Annotated in this window: 23 protein-coding genes and 1 pseudogene; 12 read left to right on the forward strand and 12 right to left on the reverse strand. The window is 41.7% G+C overall.

Features of this window, described 5'->3' with window-relative positions; translation table 11 throughout:
- The first annotated feature begins 19 nt into the window (after nucleotides 1-19).
- Together G0029_RS06415 and G0029_RS06420 are read left to right on the forward strand one after the other, a co-directional pair.
- A complete protein-coding gene (locus tag G0029_RS06415; RefSeq protein WP_180110136.1) occupies nucleotides 20-4,540 on the forward strand; it encodes a translocation/assembly module TamB domain-containing protein in 4,521 nt (1,506 codons plus the stop codon).
- 153 nt (nucleotides 4,541-4,693) lie between these two features.
- On the forward strand, nucleotides 4,694-5,899 hold the full coding sequence (locus tag G0029_RS06420) for a tyrosine-type recombinase/integrase (RefSeq protein ID WP_180110135.1): 1,206 nt from the start codon (nucleotides 4,694-4,696) through the stop codon (nucleotides 5,897-5,899).
- On the opposite strand, the gene G0029_RS06425 is transcribed toward G0029_RS06420, so the two are convergent.
- From G0029_RS06425 to G0029_RS06480, 12 genes are all read right to left on the reverse strand, one after another.
- A complete protein-coding gene (locus tag G0029_RS06425) occupies nucleotides 5,896-6,162 on the reverse strand; it encodes a helix-turn-helix domain-containing protein (protein WP_180110134.1) in 267 nt (88 codons plus the stop codon). The two genes, G0029_RS06420 and G0029_RS06425, sit on opposite strands and share 4 nt — an antisense overlap.
- Complete coding sequence (locus tag G0029_RS06430; protein WP_180110133.1) at nucleotides 6,159-6,473, reverse strand: hypothetical protein; 315 nt, start codon at nucleotides 6,471-6,473, stop codon at nucleotides 6,159-6,161. Before G0029_RS06430 ends, G0029_RS06425 begins: the two co-directional genes overlap by 4 nt.
- Nucleotides 6,466-6,717: a hypothetical protein gene (locus tag G0029_RS06435; protein WP_180110132.1), complete on the reverse strand. Its 252-nt coding sequence runs from the start codon at nucleotides 6,715-6,717 to the stop codon at nucleotides 6,466-6,468. The genes G0029_RS06430 and G0029_RS06435 overlap by 8 nt, the downstream gene beginning before the upstream one ends.
- On the reverse strand, nucleotides 6,710-7,066 hold the full coding sequence (locus tag G0029_RS06440; RefSeq protein ID WP_180110131.1) for a hypothetical protein: 357 nt from the start codon (nucleotides 7,064-7,066) through the stop codon (nucleotides 6,710-6,712). Before G0029_RS06440 ends, G0029_RS06435 begins: the two co-directional genes overlap by 8 nt.
- Nucleotides 7,066-7,350 carry a hypothetical protein gene (locus G0029_RS06445; protein ID WP_227591879.1) on the reverse strand — a complete coding sequence of 95 codons (285 nt, stop codon included), beginning with the start codon at nucleotides 7,348-7,350 and terminating at the stop codon, nucleotides 7,066-7,068. The genes G0029_RS06440 and G0029_RS06445 overlap by 1 nt, the downstream gene beginning before the upstream one ends.
- A complete protein-coding gene (locus G0029_RS06450) occupies nucleotides 7,347-8,132 on the reverse strand; it encodes a hypothetical protein (protein ID WP_218948126.1) in 786 nt (261 codons plus the stop codon). Before G0029_RS06450 ends, G0029_RS06445 begins: the two co-directional genes overlap by 4 nt.
- Nucleotides 8,129-8,308, reverse strand: a complete 180-nt coding sequence (locus tag G0029_RS06455; RefSeq protein WP_180110130.1) for a hypothetical protein — start codon at nucleotides 8,306-8,308, stop codon at nucleotides 8,129-8,131. The genes G0029_RS06450 and G0029_RS06455 overlap by 4 nt, the downstream gene beginning before the upstream one ends.
- Nucleotides 8,309-8,331: 23 nt before the next feature.
- On the reverse strand, nucleotides 8,332-9,267 hold the full coding sequence (locus tag G0029_RS06460; RefSeq protein ID WP_180035557.1) for a hypothetical protein: 936 nt from the start codon (nucleotides 9,265-9,267) through the stop codon (nucleotides 8,332-8,334).
- Entirely contained in the window at nucleotides 9,264-9,698 is a 435-nt protein-coding gene (locus tag G0029_RS06465) for a hypothetical protein (protein ID WP_180110129.1), read from the reverse strand. The genes G0029_RS06460 and G0029_RS06465 overlap by 4 nt, the downstream gene beginning before the upstream one ends.
- The gene (locus G0029_RS06470) at nucleotides 9,695-10,318 is read right to left on the reverse strand and encodes a hypothetical protein (RefSeq protein WP_180110128.1); all 624 of its coding nucleotides are present in this window, start codon (nucleotides 10,316-10,318) and stop codon (nucleotides 9,695-9,697) included. Before G0029_RS06470 ends, G0029_RS06465 begins: the two co-directional genes overlap by 4 nt.
- Complete coding sequence (locus G0029_RS06475) at nucleotides 10,318-10,560, reverse strand: hypothetical protein (protein ID WP_180110127.1); 243 nt, start codon at nucleotides 10,558-10,560, stop codon at nucleotides 10,318-10,320. Before G0029_RS06475 ends, G0029_RS06470 begins: the two co-directional genes overlap by 1 nt.
- Before the next feature lie 202 nt (nucleotides 10,561-10,762).
- Nucleotides 10,763-11,431, reverse strand: a complete 669-nt coding sequence (locus G0029_RS06480; RefSeq protein WP_180110126.1) for a LexA family protein — start codon at nucleotides 11,429-11,431, stop codon at nucleotides 10,763-10,765.
- Between the two features lie 105 nt (nucleotides 11,432-11,536).
- Here G0029_RS06480 and G0029_RS18545 point away from each other — a divergent pair.
- The 10 genes and pseudogenes from G0029_RS18545 to G0029_RS06525 all read left to right on the forward strand — a co-directional run.
- Nucleotides 11,537-11,593: pseudogene (locus G0029_RS18545) on the forward strand (hypothetical protein); the annotation flags it as partial.
- Nucleotides 11,594-11,620: 27 nt separating this feature from the next.
- Complete coding sequence (locus G0029_RS06485; RefSeq protein ID WP_306669726.1) at nucleotides 11,621-11,776, forward strand: hypothetical protein; 156 nt, start codon at nucleotides 11,621-11,623, stop codon at nucleotides 11,774-11,776.
- A gap of 51 nt (nucleotides 11,777-11,827) precedes the next feature.
- The gene (locus tag G0029_RS06490) at nucleotides 11,828-12,118 is read left to right on the forward strand and encodes a ribbon-helix-helix domain-containing protein (protein WP_180110124.1); all 291 of its coding nucleotides are present in this window, start codon (nucleotides 11,828-11,830) and stop codon (nucleotides 12,116-12,118) included.
- A 14-nt stretch (nucleotides 12,119-12,132) separates the two neighbouring features.
- Complete coding sequence (locus G0029_RS06495) at nucleotides 12,133-12,846, forward strand: phage antirepressor KilAC domain-containing protein (RefSeq protein WP_180110123.1); 714 nt, start codon at nucleotides 12,133-12,135, stop codon at nucleotides 12,844-12,846.
- Nucleotides 12,843-13,145: a hypothetical protein gene (locus tag G0029_RS06500; RefSeq protein ID WP_180110122.1), complete on the forward strand. Its 303-nt coding sequence runs from the start codon at nucleotides 12,843-12,845 to the stop codon at nucleotides 13,143-13,145. Before G0029_RS06495 ends, G0029_RS06500 begins: the two co-directional genes overlap by 4 nt.
- A complete protein-coding gene (locus G0029_RS18235) occupies nucleotides 13,138-13,932 on the forward strand; it encodes a YdaU family protein (protein WP_227591880.1) in 795 nt (264 codons plus the stop codon). The genes G0029_RS06500 and G0029_RS18235 overlap by 8 nt, the downstream gene beginning before the upstream one ends.
- On the forward strand, nucleotides 13,925-14,782 hold the full coding sequence (locus G0029_RS06510) for a hypothetical protein (RefSeq protein ID WP_180110121.1): 858 nt from the start codon (nucleotides 13,925-13,927) through the stop codon (nucleotides 14,780-14,782). The genes G0029_RS18235 and G0029_RS06510 overlap by 8 nt, the downstream gene beginning before the upstream one ends.
- A complete protein-coding gene (locus tag G0029_RS06515) occupies nucleotides 14,779-15,210 on the forward strand; it encodes a hypothetical protein (protein WP_180110120.1) in 432 nt (143 codons plus the stop codon). The genes G0029_RS06510 and G0029_RS06515 overlap by 4 nt, the downstream gene beginning before the upstream one ends.
- A complete protein-coding gene (locus G0029_RS06520) occupies nucleotides 15,207-15,467 on the forward strand; it encodes a hypothetical protein (RefSeq protein ID WP_180110119.1) in 261 nt (86 codons plus the stop codon). The genes G0029_RS06515 and G0029_RS06520 overlap by 4 nt, the downstream gene beginning before the upstream one ends.
- On the forward strand, nucleotides 15,464-15,733 hold the full coding sequence (locus G0029_RS06525) for a hypothetical protein (RefSeq protein WP_180110118.1): 270 nt from the start codon (nucleotides 15,464-15,466) through the stop codon (nucleotides 15,731-15,733). The genes G0029_RS06520 and G0029_RS06525 overlap by 4 nt, the downstream gene beginning before the upstream one ends.
- Nucleotides 15,734-15,751 lie beyond the last annotated feature (18 nt).

Below are 15,751 nucleotides of genomic sequence, written 5' to 3' on the forward strand. Positions count from 1 at the left end.
TTTAGGTGATGTGTTTTTTATGACTGAACAAGAACAGCAAGAACCAGAAAACGAAACGCCGGTAGAGCAACTGCCGAAGAAGCGTCGTATTCTTCGAAGTGTCATTTTGACCTTCGTGTTCGTGCTTATCTTTTTGGTGGCTGCATTGGCGGTCATGTTCTCTACAGACAAAGGCAGTAAGTTTTTACTTGACCGTGTTCTGGAACGTCAGCAAATCATTCACTATGAATATGAAGGTGGTAACCTGTGGCGGGGCATTATTTTACGAAATGTCCTCGTTACGCTAAAACCTGTCGATGTAAAAATTGACCGTGCCGATATTACACTCGGTTGGCGCGCCATTATTAATAAAGAAATTCATTTAAATAAAGCAGATGTTAATAATCTGCAAATTATTACCAAGACCCCACCTAGCGATAAACCTTTTGCATTTAGTGAAATCCGTCTGCCGTTCGTACTTCGTGTCGATCATGCAGATCTAGATCATATGCTGATTAAAACCCATAGTTCAGGTGTGGATTTTTATGACATTGAATTGAATGAAGCGCTTTGGTCAGGGACGGAATTAAAATTTGAAGATACCCGTATGGATATGGGCTATTTATCTGTGCGCCAAGCGTCTGGGAATATGAAATTTGAAGGCAAGTATCCGCTAAATGCTGTGGGGATTGTCAATTTACCTTCACTACGTGAAAGCTTGAATATTCATGATATTCAAGTGGTGGCTAAAGGATCGTTGGATACAATTCAAGCCGGTGTGGCAACACATACCCCAGATCTTTTAACTGGTTGGGCTGTGGTCCATCCGATGCGTCCACATGTCCCGATGTTTGGTGCGCTCAAATTTAAAAACTATCATTTACCGTTACTGACTGAGCAAAAGCTCTTTGCTAAAAATGGTCTGGCAAAATTCAATGGGGATATTCAGCGTCTCAATTTAGATTTAGACACGGACCTGAGCGGGGCCAATATTCCTGAAGGTAAATATACTGCGCTCATGAGTACGGACTTGGTCAATCAACTTGATATTACTAACCTAAATGGTCAAGTGATGGGCGGCGCTGTCAATTTGGGCGGCGTGGTGAGTTGGAAAGATCAGGTCACTTGGGATGTAAGCGGTCGTTTAGATAAAATTAATCCAAAACATAAGTTGATTCCGCAGGTGGTTCAAGATTTTCTACCTGTGAGTTTAAATAGTAAGATTGCTTCTAAAGGGACCCTTGAAAAAGGCATGCACCTGACGGCGTTGGTGGATTTTGATCAATATGAAACTTGGAATTTAAAACTCGATCAAGCGCCTGCTAAAAATAATAAAGCTCAGCCGATGCTGATGGATGTGTCTTGGAAAAATATAGACCGTGCAGTGCCATATGTTGGATGGTTGAGTAGTGATTCGGGCAATGTGCAATTGGCGCTTACAGAAGGTCAGCAAAACATTAATGTGGCGACCACCGTGTCACGACATGAAAAAGGTGCTCTGCCTGCTGGCCAATATCAAGCCAAACTGAATCTGAAAAATAACAATCTCAATGTCCCTGCCTTTAGTTATGTGGCCGACAAAGGTCAGCTCAAAGGTAACGCAGTTGTAGAATTGCCTGATGAAAAACGCATGCTGAAGTGGCAAGCCAATGTACAAGCACAGCAGTTTAATCCGCAAACCATCGTGGCTGCTGCGCCTGTCGACCAAATTACAGGGGCATTAAAAGCCAATGGTTATGCAAAACCAAATCAACAGATTATTCAGCTGAATAATATTGATTTGTTAGGCCGACTTGCACAGCAAAATGAAACAGTTCATTTAACAGGTCAATCTACTGCTGCGCTGACTTTCCATGATGAGAAACAAGGTGGAGGCTTTAAAGCTTTTGCTGTGAATTATGATGGTGGCCTCAATGCAAGCCAAGTTGCCGCAAGTAAAGGCAGTTTGATTTTCAAAGTATCGGGTACACCTGAATTAATTAAAATAGCCGAGCTGCGTCATGATGGCGTGGCAGGTAAAATTTCTGCCAATGGACAAGTTTTACTACAAAAAGCCATTGGTTGGGATATTAATGCATCACTGGTGCATTTTAAGCCGCATTATTTTGCCTCAAATGTACGGGGTGAATTATCTGGAAATTTAAAAACCAGTGGTGTGTGGTCAGATGCGCTAAAACGTATTCAAATTGAACGTCTGAATTTGGCAGGTATGATCAATAACAAACCTGTCCGTGGTCAAGGTAACTTGGCGATGGTGATTAATTCAAATCAATCCGGCTTTATGCCAAAACAGTTTGAAGCGAATAATTTGCTGTTGGCTTATGCCAATAACCAAATTCAAGCCACTGGTAATGCACAAAATTTACAATTGAAAATTAATGCACCAGCATTATATGAAATTTATGCAGGCCTACGTGGACGTGCTTATGGCTACTTAAATGTTCAAGCACAGCCAAGACTGCAAGCGTCTGCCAATATCGCAATAGATGACTTCGCTTTTAATAATTTATTCGGTGTAAAAAAAATACGGGTACAAGGCGAGTTGCCAACTTCTGCGACTTCACCAAGTTTATTAACGGCAACGATGGATAATTTACGCAGTAACAACCGTGAGATTGTAAAAGGTCAAATTTCACTGGCCGGTACACGTAATGCGCATTTATTAAAAGTCAGTGCTGAAAATAAATTATCAAAATTTTATGTGCAGTTAGCTGGTGGTTTCAACGCACAAAATAATTGGCTTGGTCAGATTCAAAAAGGCGATTTTGACTCCTTGCGTACACGTCTCGTACAGCGTCAAAATGCGTCGATTATTTACAACACTGCACAGTCTGACTTATTTGTCGGTGCGCATTGTTGGATGAGTCAGCAAAGCGAATTATGTTTTGATCAGCCGATCCGTGTGAATAAAAACCGCGGCAATGTATCTTTTGTGACAAAGAATCTAGACTTAAACGACTTTGCAGCCTTTATGCCTGAAGGCCTGGCGATTACGGGTAAAGTGAATGGTTATGCGAAAGCGTCTTGGGCGAAAGGTGCAAAACCTAAAATTGATGCACGATTAGTGACTCGTGACGGTTTACTCGGTTTAGCAGCGGAAGACCCACAGTATTTAGCATCCACTTTAAAATATGATGAAGTAGGTTTGATTGCGAAAAGTGTCGCTGAAGGGCTACAAATTCGACTCGATACCAAAGCTCCTGATATTGGTACAGGTTATGCCAATATTATTATTGATCCGTATAAAGCCAATAAACCGATCCGTGGTGAAGTGGCCTTTAACCAAGTTCAATTGAAAATCTTAAAACCATTTATACAAGATGTCCGTTCAATGGGCGGTACGTTGTCTTATGCGGCAAAAATTAGCGGAACATTGTCTCAGCCTTTAATGGATGGTGAGATTCGAGTGAAAAATGGCTCGATTAGCATGATTTCATTACCTGTAAACTTGACCAATATTCAGTTGTATTCTGCTGTGCGTCAAAACTACGCGACGATTGATGGTGCATTTAACAGTGGTCGTGGTGTGGGCAAATTAACCGGAAATATTGACTGGAAAAATGATCCACGTATCCAGTTGAATTTAACGGGTAATGAAATGTTAGTCCGTCAAGCGCCATTGATCACCGCTGTTGTAACGCCTGATTTATCTTTAGATGTGCTGCCTTTCAGTAAGAAATTAACCTTAAAAGGTAAAATTGATGTGCCGCGCGCATTGATTTCGATGCCGGAATCTTCTGCAACAGTGGTTGGGGTATCTTCAGATGTACGTGTGGTACATGAAGGTGATAACCAACTTGAGATCTTAAAATCAGCACGTCCTTGGGATATTCGCGCTGACGTACAGGTGAATATTGGTAATCAAGTGATTTTCCAAGGTTTTGATAGTCGAATTCCGTTGATTGGTCGTTTGAATTTGACACAACGTGGTTTAGAAACAGCAATGCGTGCCAATGGTGCAATCGGTGTTTCTCAACGTGTGAAAATTGAAGCTTATGGTCAAAGTCTGGACTTGAACCGTGCGATTGCTCGTTTCAATGGACCATTGGCAAACCCAACTTTAGATATCGATGCCAATAAAGCCGTGCAAGGCAGTACTGTTGGTGTTCGTGTGACAGGTACAGCATCAAGTCCTGCAATTCAGGTGTATAACGATGCAGGTCTATCTGAACAAGAAGCCTTAAATGCCTTAATTACAGGTCGTATCAATGAAGGAAGTTCAGGTTTAAGTCAGGCGGAAGGTTTCCGTTCTGATGTGAACAACACGATTGCTGCAGCCGGTATTAGTATGGGCTTGGGTGGTACACGTGCATTGACCAATCAAATTGGTCGTACATTTGGTCTGAGTGGTTTGGCATTGGATGCTCAAGGAACAGGAGATGATACTCAGGTTTCTGTGACGGGTTATATCACACCTGACTTATTCATTCGTTATGGTGTCGGGGTATTTACACCAGTGAATAAACTGACCTTACGTTATCAAATGAATCAACGTTTGTACTTGGAAGCGAGTCAGTCTTTAGAGCGTGCAATCGACTTGTTCTATAACTGGCGCTTCTAGTAGTCAGAAAATATAGTGTGATTTAAGCTGTTGTTATATATTAATTTATTATACATCACGTCTACACTAAAAAATAACGTGTAGACTATATGTAGACTGTTGAGTAATTTCAGGCTTAAAATGCAAGTGTCGAATTTGTAAATTAAGCTTGAAATGAAACTCAACAAATCTAATGTTGATGCTATTGCATTGACTGAAAAAGGGCAAGCCATCTATCGTGACTCAGATTTGATTGGTTTTGCAGTCCGAGCTACAACAAAAAGCAAATCTTATATTGTCGAGCGGAGACATGCCGGGAAGCTATTCCGTGTGACGCTAGGCAAGACTAATGAGATTACACCTGCAGAAGCCAGAAAAAAGGCTCAGTCCATTTTGGCTGATATTGCTAATGGTGTTTTTGAGAAAAAGAAAGATGCCTTAAATAATGAGATCACATTAAGTCAGGCGTTCGACCTGTACTTAAAGCAAAGAAAATTAAAACCGCTTTCTGTGAATACCTACAATCACTGCATTAATACCTTTCTTTCAGACTGGAAAGAACGGCCTATATTTGAAATCAATAAAAAGGATGTATTTGACCGGTTCATTAAGCTGACCGAATATAGCCCCACTCAAGCCAACCTTACTTTAAAAATGCTTGGGTCCATCTGGCGCTTCACCCAAATCCATTGCTCAACCGATGAAAATCCAATTCTTAAACAAAACCCGATTGATGTGATTCCTGCAAAACGTGGCTGGAATAAAACTAAAGCACGTACACGCCACCTGGATGAAAGCAATATCCATACTTTTTACAATGCAGTCCTGAATTACTTCACTGAGCGTTCCTTATATGAAGATGCTTCCAAGAATGCTACACGCGACCTGGTGCTATTTATCATGTATACCGGGTGCCGAAGAAATGAAGCTCAAACCTTGAAGTGGGAAAATGTAGATATTGAGAAGGGCTTATTTGTCTTTAAGGATCCAAAGAACGGTGATGACCACTTATTACCAATGGGTGACCATCTTTTTGAGATTATCAAACAGCGTTATGAGCTGCGAAGAAATGATTATGTTTTCCCGGGTTCCAATATGACATCAAATGCAAAGCATATTGCAGGCGCTCAAGGCTTGTTAAGAACGATAGGCGAGCAAACAGGTATTGAAATCTCACTGCATGATTTGCGTCGAACTTTTGCCACCATCTGTAATAATTTGGATTATGGTCCATATACGATTAAGCGACTTTTAAACCACCGTTCTGGCGCTAAAAATGATGTGACTGGTGGGTATGTGCAGGTATCACTCAAAAAATTACGGCTTGCAATGAATGACATTGAAGCCGTGTATCAAGGAAAGCTCAACTGCTTCGATTAAGAGGCAAGTTGGGCTGTATTCATTACTGTCTGTCGCTCTTGGTAGGCCAGAACATCCGCTTTTTTGTAAGTAACACATCGACCAACCTTGGTATAAGGAATGCCACCACCTACACAGCGCAAGCGCTGCAAGGTATGAATGGAGCAGGAGAGGTATATTGCTACATCTTCCTGCGGAAATAACTGTTGATCTGATGCAGCAAGGAAGCGATCTAATCGCATATCTTTGTCTTGCTGTGACATTTCATTTAGCTTAATTTTCATGACACCTCCTTCAAACTTTCCACAACATTTCTAGGCAACCCGCTCAAATAACAACTAAACAAGTGGTATAGCTCATCAGCGTTCATTTCATTTACCTCGATCATGCCGCCTGTGCCATTTACAACGCGCTGACGAGACCAACCGCGCATATTGAAAGTAAACTCATTGTCGTAGTCGACCGCATTCACAATCGCATTAAACAGTCCAACTTCATGCGCCTCCCAGTTTTCAAAATAGGGCATGTCTTTAGAAGTTAAGTTGTCAATTTGGAGCTGAGCGAATTGGGGTTTTGTTAATTGAATTTCAGTCATTTTGATCCACCTTAACTTGAACAACTCCACCACAAGAAAAATGTGCATTGCTGGTCATATCTTTCGCGCCATCATCTTTCCAGGTGAAGCTATCGAATACAGCGTCAGCCACAGGGATTTCAAAAGCTACCATTTGAGCATGCATCAACTTTAGGCCATCTTTTAACTCATCCAAGCAATCATCAATTCGATCCACAGGGATGTTTAGTAGATCCTTTAGACTTGTAATTTTGTATTCAGTCATTGGCTGGCCCTTGTGCTTCCATCATTGCATTCAAATCCTGTTGAATCGGAAGTAATTGACCCAAAGCCAATGTACAATCTTCTTCAAACAATGCTTCTATACCATCCACTGCTTTTGCTAAGCGATCTTTCGGCACCAAAACAAACCCTTCCGGCACCGCTTGGGTTTTGGCTTTCAACCATGCAGACCAACCCCAATTAATACAATCAATTTTTGAAGAAGCTAAAAAATCGGAATGAAAGTAGTTACCTCCATTGTATAAACTCAAGTTGCTACATTGCTCTTGAGTGATTGCATCTTCAGCCACAAGCATAGCCAAGTAATTGTGCTTTTCTTTCTGAATATCCATCACGCCACCTTCATTATTTGATTAGCCACAACACGCGCTAAATTTTCATTCGTTTCATCTGATATAGCAGGGCTGCGCAAGTGCGTTTCATATTCATCAAATAACGCTTGGCATGCAGAATTACCCGTTAAATCATTCTTTACAAACACATAGCTCAAAGCCTTACGTGTGCCTTTGCCGCTAAAAGTGCAGCTACCATCTGCAAGGACTTTCTTCACATAACCGAGCTTCTCTAACCAAATTTTGAAGCCGTCGGCATGTTTATTTTTGATTCGGAAGATCATGCTGCAATCCTCCCTTTGCTACGTTCAGTAAATAACTTTTCGTAGTACGCTTGGCAGTGTGGGATTTTGTCTTTGATCTTCTGAATGATTGTCTCATCGCGCTCAATCACAACAGTTGTAAGACGCTCACGAATATCAATCTTTTCAACAAGATCAATCAATTGCTCCCGATCATCCCAATCTTTTGTGAGCTCGACAGGGCAAGGGAATAGCCAAAAATCAATAAAGCCACTCTCGAACTTAATTTCTTTGCCAAAAGTTTTTAGATACCAGTCTTCATAAGCCATAAAATAACCATGAAGCTGCACGTCATAACCTGCTTTTTTAACCTTCTCCATGGCCTCATCTGCAAAGAAAGGATGGGTGCCAATATCCCAAGTACACTTGGTATCACCAATGGTCGGGGTATTTAATTCAAGAATGTCGCACTCACCAGTGATCAAATCTGTATTCACACGACCTTCATGCTTTTTAAACTTTTTGAAGCGCATCTTCCCAGACATTTCAATCGCCAAGTCTTCTAGCATGTTGCCTTTAGCTGTGAATTGATTCCCTTTGAATGAGCGGAATGTATATAAATCCTCTTTCACCACATCGCGAATCGCATTTTTCGCAGTATCAGAAAGTGATGCATCTTTGAGTTTTTGAACTAAAGCATTTTCCTCTTCTGTGCGCTTTTTCTTACGAATGAGAGTGTTAATTTCATCATTTCGCAACTCACTGGCAATGCTTTGAGCATCACCAATAAGTTTATGTAGAGATGAGCAGCGAAATAGTTTCATGATTGCACCTCCGATAAAACTTTTAATTCAGAAGCTGGAAAAAATCCTGTACCTACATCAAATTCAACAACCCATGGATGCTCGCCATTGTACTGACTTGGGTTGTAAGCAATAACCTTACCGATCATGCCGTCATAGCAAATCTCATCAGGTTCGGGAATGTTTATGGTTTCCACTGTGCAACCTACTCTCAATTGCATCACTGAGCCTCCACTGCAATGCGCTGAGCATCTGTCAAACCGTATCCATCAAGGATGTAAGCCTTATCAATCGCGCCAGCATTCAACTGTTCAAGTGCTGCATTAAATTCATCATCAGACAGGGATGGTTTAGGTGCCTCAACCGCTGCTACCTCCACAGCTTTAGCATTCTTAAACCAATCTTTTGCTGAGCTCATACCATCACGAAGGCTGGTAAAAATCTTGCGAAGTGACACCACGTTTGCAGGGGTAATGGCTTCAAGTCGGCGCTGAATGAAGCCCTCAATATCTTCTTTAGTGACACCAAACTGCTCGAAAGCTTTAACTAGTTTCTGCACGCCTTCTGGTGATGTATCTGCATTTGCATGGATGGTTTTTTCACACTGATCCACAGCAGCATCCACAACATCACCTGGAATTACGCCCAAGATGCAGGCACGAAGTCGACGTGCGCCATTGTTTGCAACCAACTCATAAATATCGCGCGGATCGGTCAGTTTTTTAGATCCACTGCGTGTGAAGCGAATATGTGGAACCTGAAAAACCTTGGTTTGACGAGTATTGGTTTCAACATCCCAAGCAAAGGCTTCAACAGTAGATTCACCGTTTTCAGATGAAAGCTCGCGAATTCCGTACTGAATATTCCCCCAGTTCTGAGCAAGCATTTCAGCCAAGCGAATTGATGGGCCAGAGATTGAACTACCACCGCGTGCATAAGAATACACAGCGGACTGGGCTAATCCTGGACGCTGACAAGCATTCATCACGCGGTCGTAAGCTTCAATTGGATTACGTGGAAACTGCTTTGCAATCACAAGGGCAGCTTGAACCTCAGCAACTGCACGCTGACTATCAGCCTGAACAGTAGACATTGCTTGAGTTTGTGGCGCAGAAACCGCAAACGGATTTTGATTTACATGTACTGGCGCATTCATCCGTAAATCTCCTCTGCAATATCTTCTGCAACGTAAGTAGCTTGCTGTTCAGATTCCTTTAAAAACTGCTCTTCACACCACGCAAAAATCAACTCATTCAACGCACGTAACTGCTCAGGAAGTAAGACAAATTCATTGCCTTCTTTAGTTGCCACAGCATCAGTTTTCATTACAGTTACCAGTGTGTTTTCAATTGCTTTAAAAGCAGGGATATCAATTTCATGGCAGTTTTGTGGATCTGAATCACCAACTGCAAAACCTTGTGTGCACTCAAGTAATGGCATGCTGCATTCGATAGACGCATCACTGATAAAATCGAAGCGATACTGAAGCGTGAATTCAACCTTGCCATCTTGAATAGCAATGTCTTCAGCAACTTCAAAATCAGGGAAGACAGGGGCAAGGATTAAAGTATTAGCTTTGATGTTCATGCTGGCACCTCATTTGATTTATGTGTGTCATACAACTTGATTGCGTGAACAATGGCGTAACACGCCCAAACAAAGTGGTAGGTTTTAGCTGTGGTTGGCGCTTCCCAAAAATCATTTAGCTCAAGACCACCAGCCTCATCCGCATCCCAAGAATTAATTTCTTGCCAAAAATCAAATTCACTTGAATACTGATTTCCACCTATAAAGTCGTTCACCGCTTCCAATGCTAGTTTTGACTTTTCTTGATCTTCTGAGTCTAAAAGGTCTAAATCATCAATAAAATTAGTAAGATATTGTTTTACTGAATTGCATGCCGTTTCTGGATCAAACTTACTGATTTCACCTGCTTGTACTTTTTCACCCCAATACCCTGTGTTGATGTAATACGCATCATCTTGACCTCGAAAAAAGCCAAACATGTCATTAGTGCGCTCAAAGATAAAATCACCCATATCACCAGTGAAAATTAAGAACCCTGGTCGAGTTGTGATGTTGTAATACATATCTACTGAGTGGGGTTTTTTAACCGTGATATCTCTATACACACCTTGATCTAAATTTACGGTCAATTGATGAGCAGCAACGTCTTTTAAAAATCGTTCTAAGGTAGGTTGTTCCATCACACACCTCCCTTAATCGCCACAACAGCCTGACGATCCATTTGTTCCGCGTGTTTATAAAAAGCCATTAACACCAACCCAAAGAAGATTGAAATGAGCAGGGCGATAGCGAAGAAATTCTTCGCACCATTTTCAAGGCGCTCTTGCTTTGATTTAAGCGCAGATAGGTTTATGACCATCTTGCGGTTTTGGTTCGATATCAACGTGCGAATAAGTTGACGGCTTGATTCTTGTTGTTCCATAATGCTCCCCGTAGTTCATGCCCCGCATCCGCCAAGATTGTTCGGGGCTTTTTATTGATTACGAGGTTTATGTTCAGATAATTGAACTATAATGTCAATACTTTGAACACTGAAAAGTAAAAAATAATTCAGAAAACTGAACGTGTATTTATTTTTTTGAATAAAAAAGCCCGCGCAATGGCGGGCTAAAATTATGATTTTATTAAACTAGATTGAATTTCTTAGCAGGTCTGAACGATCCAACATATTTACCAACTAATACACAGTTTTCTTTGAGTGGGATGACTTGCTCGCTCCAATTTGGGTTTAATGGTTTTAGGTAATAACCATTAGTTTCAACTATAAGAGCTTTAAATGTTGCCTCACCGTCACATTTAACTACAACCATCTCACCTGTTTGAATATTTCCCAACTCCCAATCAGGATCTATACAAATTTTCTCACCCTCTTCAAAGTGTGGTGCGTTGCTTAAACCCCTAACTTCTAAATAAAAACTTCTTTTACCTGCGCCCGGCACAAGCGGAAGCATTTCACAATCTTCGATATTATTAATAGAATCCATATCCGTCCAACTACCTGCCTGCACCCATGATATTAATGGTGCATAACCTACTGATGCAATTGGACTTAATGATACATTTCCATCTAGGCGACCTGATTTGTCGTCATCTTTACCTGTCAATATCCATGTTGAAGTTGTTCTTAATGCAGTTGCAAGTGAGTCTAAATATTTGGCGCTTGGGCTATTAGGTCCATTAATCCATCCTGATACTGTGCCTCTTGCAGCCCCAGTAGCTCGCATTAAATCAGCTTGAGATAAATTTAATTCAAGCATGCGCTGTTGAATCCTTTCAAAAACGGTTTGCTGCATGGCGGAGTACTCTATTGTTGATGTTCAGAATTATGAACAATTAATTTGACAATTACTTGAACATGTTGTTCAATAAATTGAATGAAATTGTTCAAGGTTTTGAATATGAATATCCAAGATCTCATTAGTCATTACGGAGTTAAAAACAAATCCCAATTAGCGATAAAGCTAAAGGTGGGTCGCTCAACAATGACTGAATGGGAAGACAACGGAATCCCTCCGCAAATACAAGCAACTTTCGAGGTGCAAACAAATGGTGTGCTTAAAGCAGATCGTTCAGCCTTGAATTTACGATTTAAAACGTTTCGTGATTCTGAAACGAAGCCACAAGCCTTAACGGCATAACCAATAAAAGCACCAAGGACTAGGGGAGTCTTACCAGTGGGAGTTGACGAAATGCAAGAAGCCTTAAATTTAGGTTTTCTGGATATAAACGGAAAGAAAACCGATTCTACATCGGTGCGAATGACGCATGAAGCACTGCAAGCCATTGACGCTTTGGCTGCCATGGATGATGTAAAGCGTTCAGAGTGGATTCGTGATGCTGCCATAGAAAAGCTCATGAAATTCAAGAAACAACATGAGTATCTCAGCAAAGCATTCGGTAATACCACGAATACAGTGAATACATCGTGTGAAAACGAAAAAAGCCCAGTGGGTGCAACCACTGAGCCTGATGTTCGATAAGGAGTCTAGTCAATATGAACATGCCAATTTTACCACAGTTCGGAAATTCTGAACAGAAAACTATGGGCACTCGCGAAATTGCAGAACTTTGCGAAAAAGAACATCGAAATGTTAAGCGTGACTGCGACGTAATGTTCGCATCCTTAAATTTAGATGCGCTCAACTTTGAGCATATCTATTTTGACTCAATGAACCGCCAACAAACCGAATATTTGTTAGATGAAGAATTAACAATGACCTTGGTTACTGGTTACAGCATTGTTTTGCGTAATCGAGTTATTAAACGTTGGCAGGAGCTTGAAGCTCAAGCTTACCAACCACAAAAACCAACTGAATTATCCCGCATGGATCTAATCCAATTGGCTCTGCAAGCCGAGCAGGAGAATATCGAATTGCGCGGACAGGTCGCAATCCTCGAACCAAAAGCAAAAGGCTTAGATCGCATTGCTGACTGCACCAATGTTTTAGGTATTCGTGAGGCCGCTAAAGTTCTCAAGGTTGGTCAAAACCAATTAACGCAATACCTACTGGATCACAAAGTCGTATACCGCGACAACTTCTCAAAAATTCAGGCATATCAAAAGTCCATTGATCAAAAGCTTGTGCATGTTGTGACTTCTGCACCTCGATTATTTGAATCAGGTGAGAAGGTTTTTACGCAAGTGAAGCTGACTCAGAAGCTTATTACTCGCATTGCGAAATGGTTAGAGCAAGGAGTAGCGGCATGAGTATAACAATCGAAGAAGTGTCCGACTTCATCTGGACAGCTCACAGCAACCACCTAAATCGAATTGCGGATGAGTTGGTTGATAGTGGGTATGAATTCCAATGCTCGGAGTGTGAAGATCATGAGTGCCCAGTGCACGACTCAACAGAAGACATAGAAGTAGCAAAACGCTTATTTCTGCAAAACCTTGCGAATCGTTTAGATCTGTTTGGTTTGGGTGACATGCTTTCAGAGCTTAAAGATGAATGTGATCAACTCGGTGTGAACCTTAAGCTAGAGCGAGGTGTAACTAATGCATAAATACCTACACCATATTGGCGATTTCATGCGTGACACAGTTCACTTGAATGCACTTGAGGAATGCTTTTACCGTCGTGCATTGGATTTTTATTACTTGAATGAAAAACCATTACCCAAAGAAACCCAAGTGGTTTTTCGTCGGTTACGTGCAAATACCGAAGAGGAAAAGCAAGCTGTTCTAAATGTGCTTTCTGACTTCTTTGTTGAGCAAGAAGACGGTTTTCACAATAAACGTTGTGATGCTGAAATCGCTGGATATCAGGCTCATGCCGATAAAAATCGTGAAAATGGGAAAAAAGGTGGTCGACCACCAAAAAACAAGGATTTGCAAAACCCAAAAGAAACCCAGTCGGTTAATTTGGGTTCTGAAAATGAAACCCAAAAAAACCTTAACCATAAACCATTAACCATTAACCAAGAACCATTAACCAATAACCAATATAAATATACGTTTGACCTGAACACGGTGAACACGAAATTGAAAATGGCAGGTCGGTTTGAGGTGGATCAGAAGTACATTGATCAACTGCAATCACAATTCGAGTTGTACTACGCAGATCAACACATGGTTGCCAACAAAGCACTGGTGAAATTTGTTCAATGGATTATGCGAAATCAGGATTCTGAAAAACAGAATGCAGCAAAGCCGCAAATGCAAACCTCTCAACAACGCACCGCATCTGAAATGGATCGTTGGAAGCAAGGTATTCAAGAAGCTCTCGCAGATGAGGCGATTGATGTAACGCCAAAAAAGCCGTTTGTGATTCAGGAGGTGGGTAATGCCTAACATCACTACTCAGGACGTTATGCGTCTGATCAACAAAATGCGTGTGAACTACGGCAAGAAGTTTGCGGACCAGTGGACAGGTGTTGATATCGCTGAACTCGCTCAAGAGATGCTTGAAAATTACCAAGGTTTGACGGTTGAAGATTTCACTCGTGGCATGGCTCGTATGAAACGTGAAAAGTGGCCACCAACAGTTCCTGAGTTCAGAGATTGGTGTGAGCCTAAATCAGAAGAATGGCTTGATGCGCATGAAGCTTGGGCTATTGCGAAAAGTTCAATCGAAATGGGTACTGGTCGCGAATTGACAGTGGTGTGGACTGAGCAAGCAGCTAAGGCATTCGAGAAGTGTGCTGACTTGGTTGCTACTGGTGATAAGTATCAAATGGCTGAAGCTAAAAAGATCTTTACTGCTGTGTATGAGCGATTGGTTACTGAAGCGAAAGACCTTGGTGTTAAACCGGTTTACACAACAAGTCTTGGTGTGGACAAGGATCAGCAGATTGCAGCAATTCAACAGGCTCAATTGGAGGGGTTTCTACCAGCACCTGAGGCAGCCGCACAACTTGAATACAAGCAATCAAGCTCGGAGCTAAATCAAGACGCTCAGAAATTCAAAACAACTGCTCAAGAAGCGTTAGCGAGAATCCAAGATCTGATCAAGCGTGAACCTGTAAACAAGATGATCGAGGTTTTGAAAGATCCTCAGGAAGTCGAAAGCATGGAATTCGAGCATGTAGATCCATTCGATAATTTTGAGCAATACCGAGCAAGTTTAAGTTTTGAAAATAAGAAGATCCCATTTGCTTTGAGATTTATGGAAGAGGATCAACGTGTAGGAGGTGGGGTGTGAAGCAAGCAGAAGATTTTCAAACAATAGACATGTTTGGTTTTGCAGACATTCAAGAGCCTGAAAATCCAATGGATCGCGTGCCACAGTATGCGCGGAATTATGCAAAAGGGCCTGAGTTTTATCTAAAAACCGAAGCTGAGCAGCTGGAAATTATAGAACGAATCAAAGCGAGAATACTCGCAGCCATGACTGATGAGTGGGTGTTTATTGATTTTGATTATTACGAAGGCTATCGATTCTTGTGTCCGTTTTTGTACACGGAATTGCAGAAAGCTGGGGAGTTGCAGTGCCGCCGGTATTACTGGGGTAAGTGCAATATTGATTACATACCGGATGGTTGTGATGTGTTATCTGGAGAGCATGATCCGCTGGGTGGCGAGGATTGTGGCTATAACAATCAGTACCGTTTGGCAGGAGGTGTGGCGTGACATTCAAAACAGCATCACCTAGCAGGGATCGTGCACGCAGCGCATTTGAAAAGCGTCTAGATATTTTGATTCTTGCGGTGCATGCAGGATGTGAAATTACCGTGACGGATGTACTTGAGGCCGCATTGGAGACATCAAGAATGACAGCAAGGGCTTGTCTAAATGATCTGGTTGAATGCGGCTACTTGGTTAAAACAACGATCTATGCGTATCAAGCCACAGAGCAATGCAAACAACTATTCGGGGTGAAGTCATGAACCTAACAATCGAACAAATGCGGGAAATTGTGGTGGGTGCGCCTGAAACTGCAACAGTAATTTGCGATGGAAAATATTACGAAGAGTGGTCGCATAACGGTTGGGTGGTTTCTGATGGTGCTCAGTGGGTTGATTGTAAAAAGCCAAAAGGCCAAATAATTAAATTGGATTCAATTCGCGCAGCCATCGCAGACCACGACCGCACTGACGACGTGTCAGACATTTGGAATCATATTGCGCCGACGACGAGGGTGATTGAGGGATGAGTCATTCATGTAAGGAGC

Source organism: Acinetobacter sp. YH12138, from assembly GCF_015218525.1.
Taxonomy (GTDB): Bacteria; Pseudomonadota; Gammaproteobacteria; order Pseudomonadales; family Moraxellaceae; genus Acinetobacter; species Acinetobacter amyesii.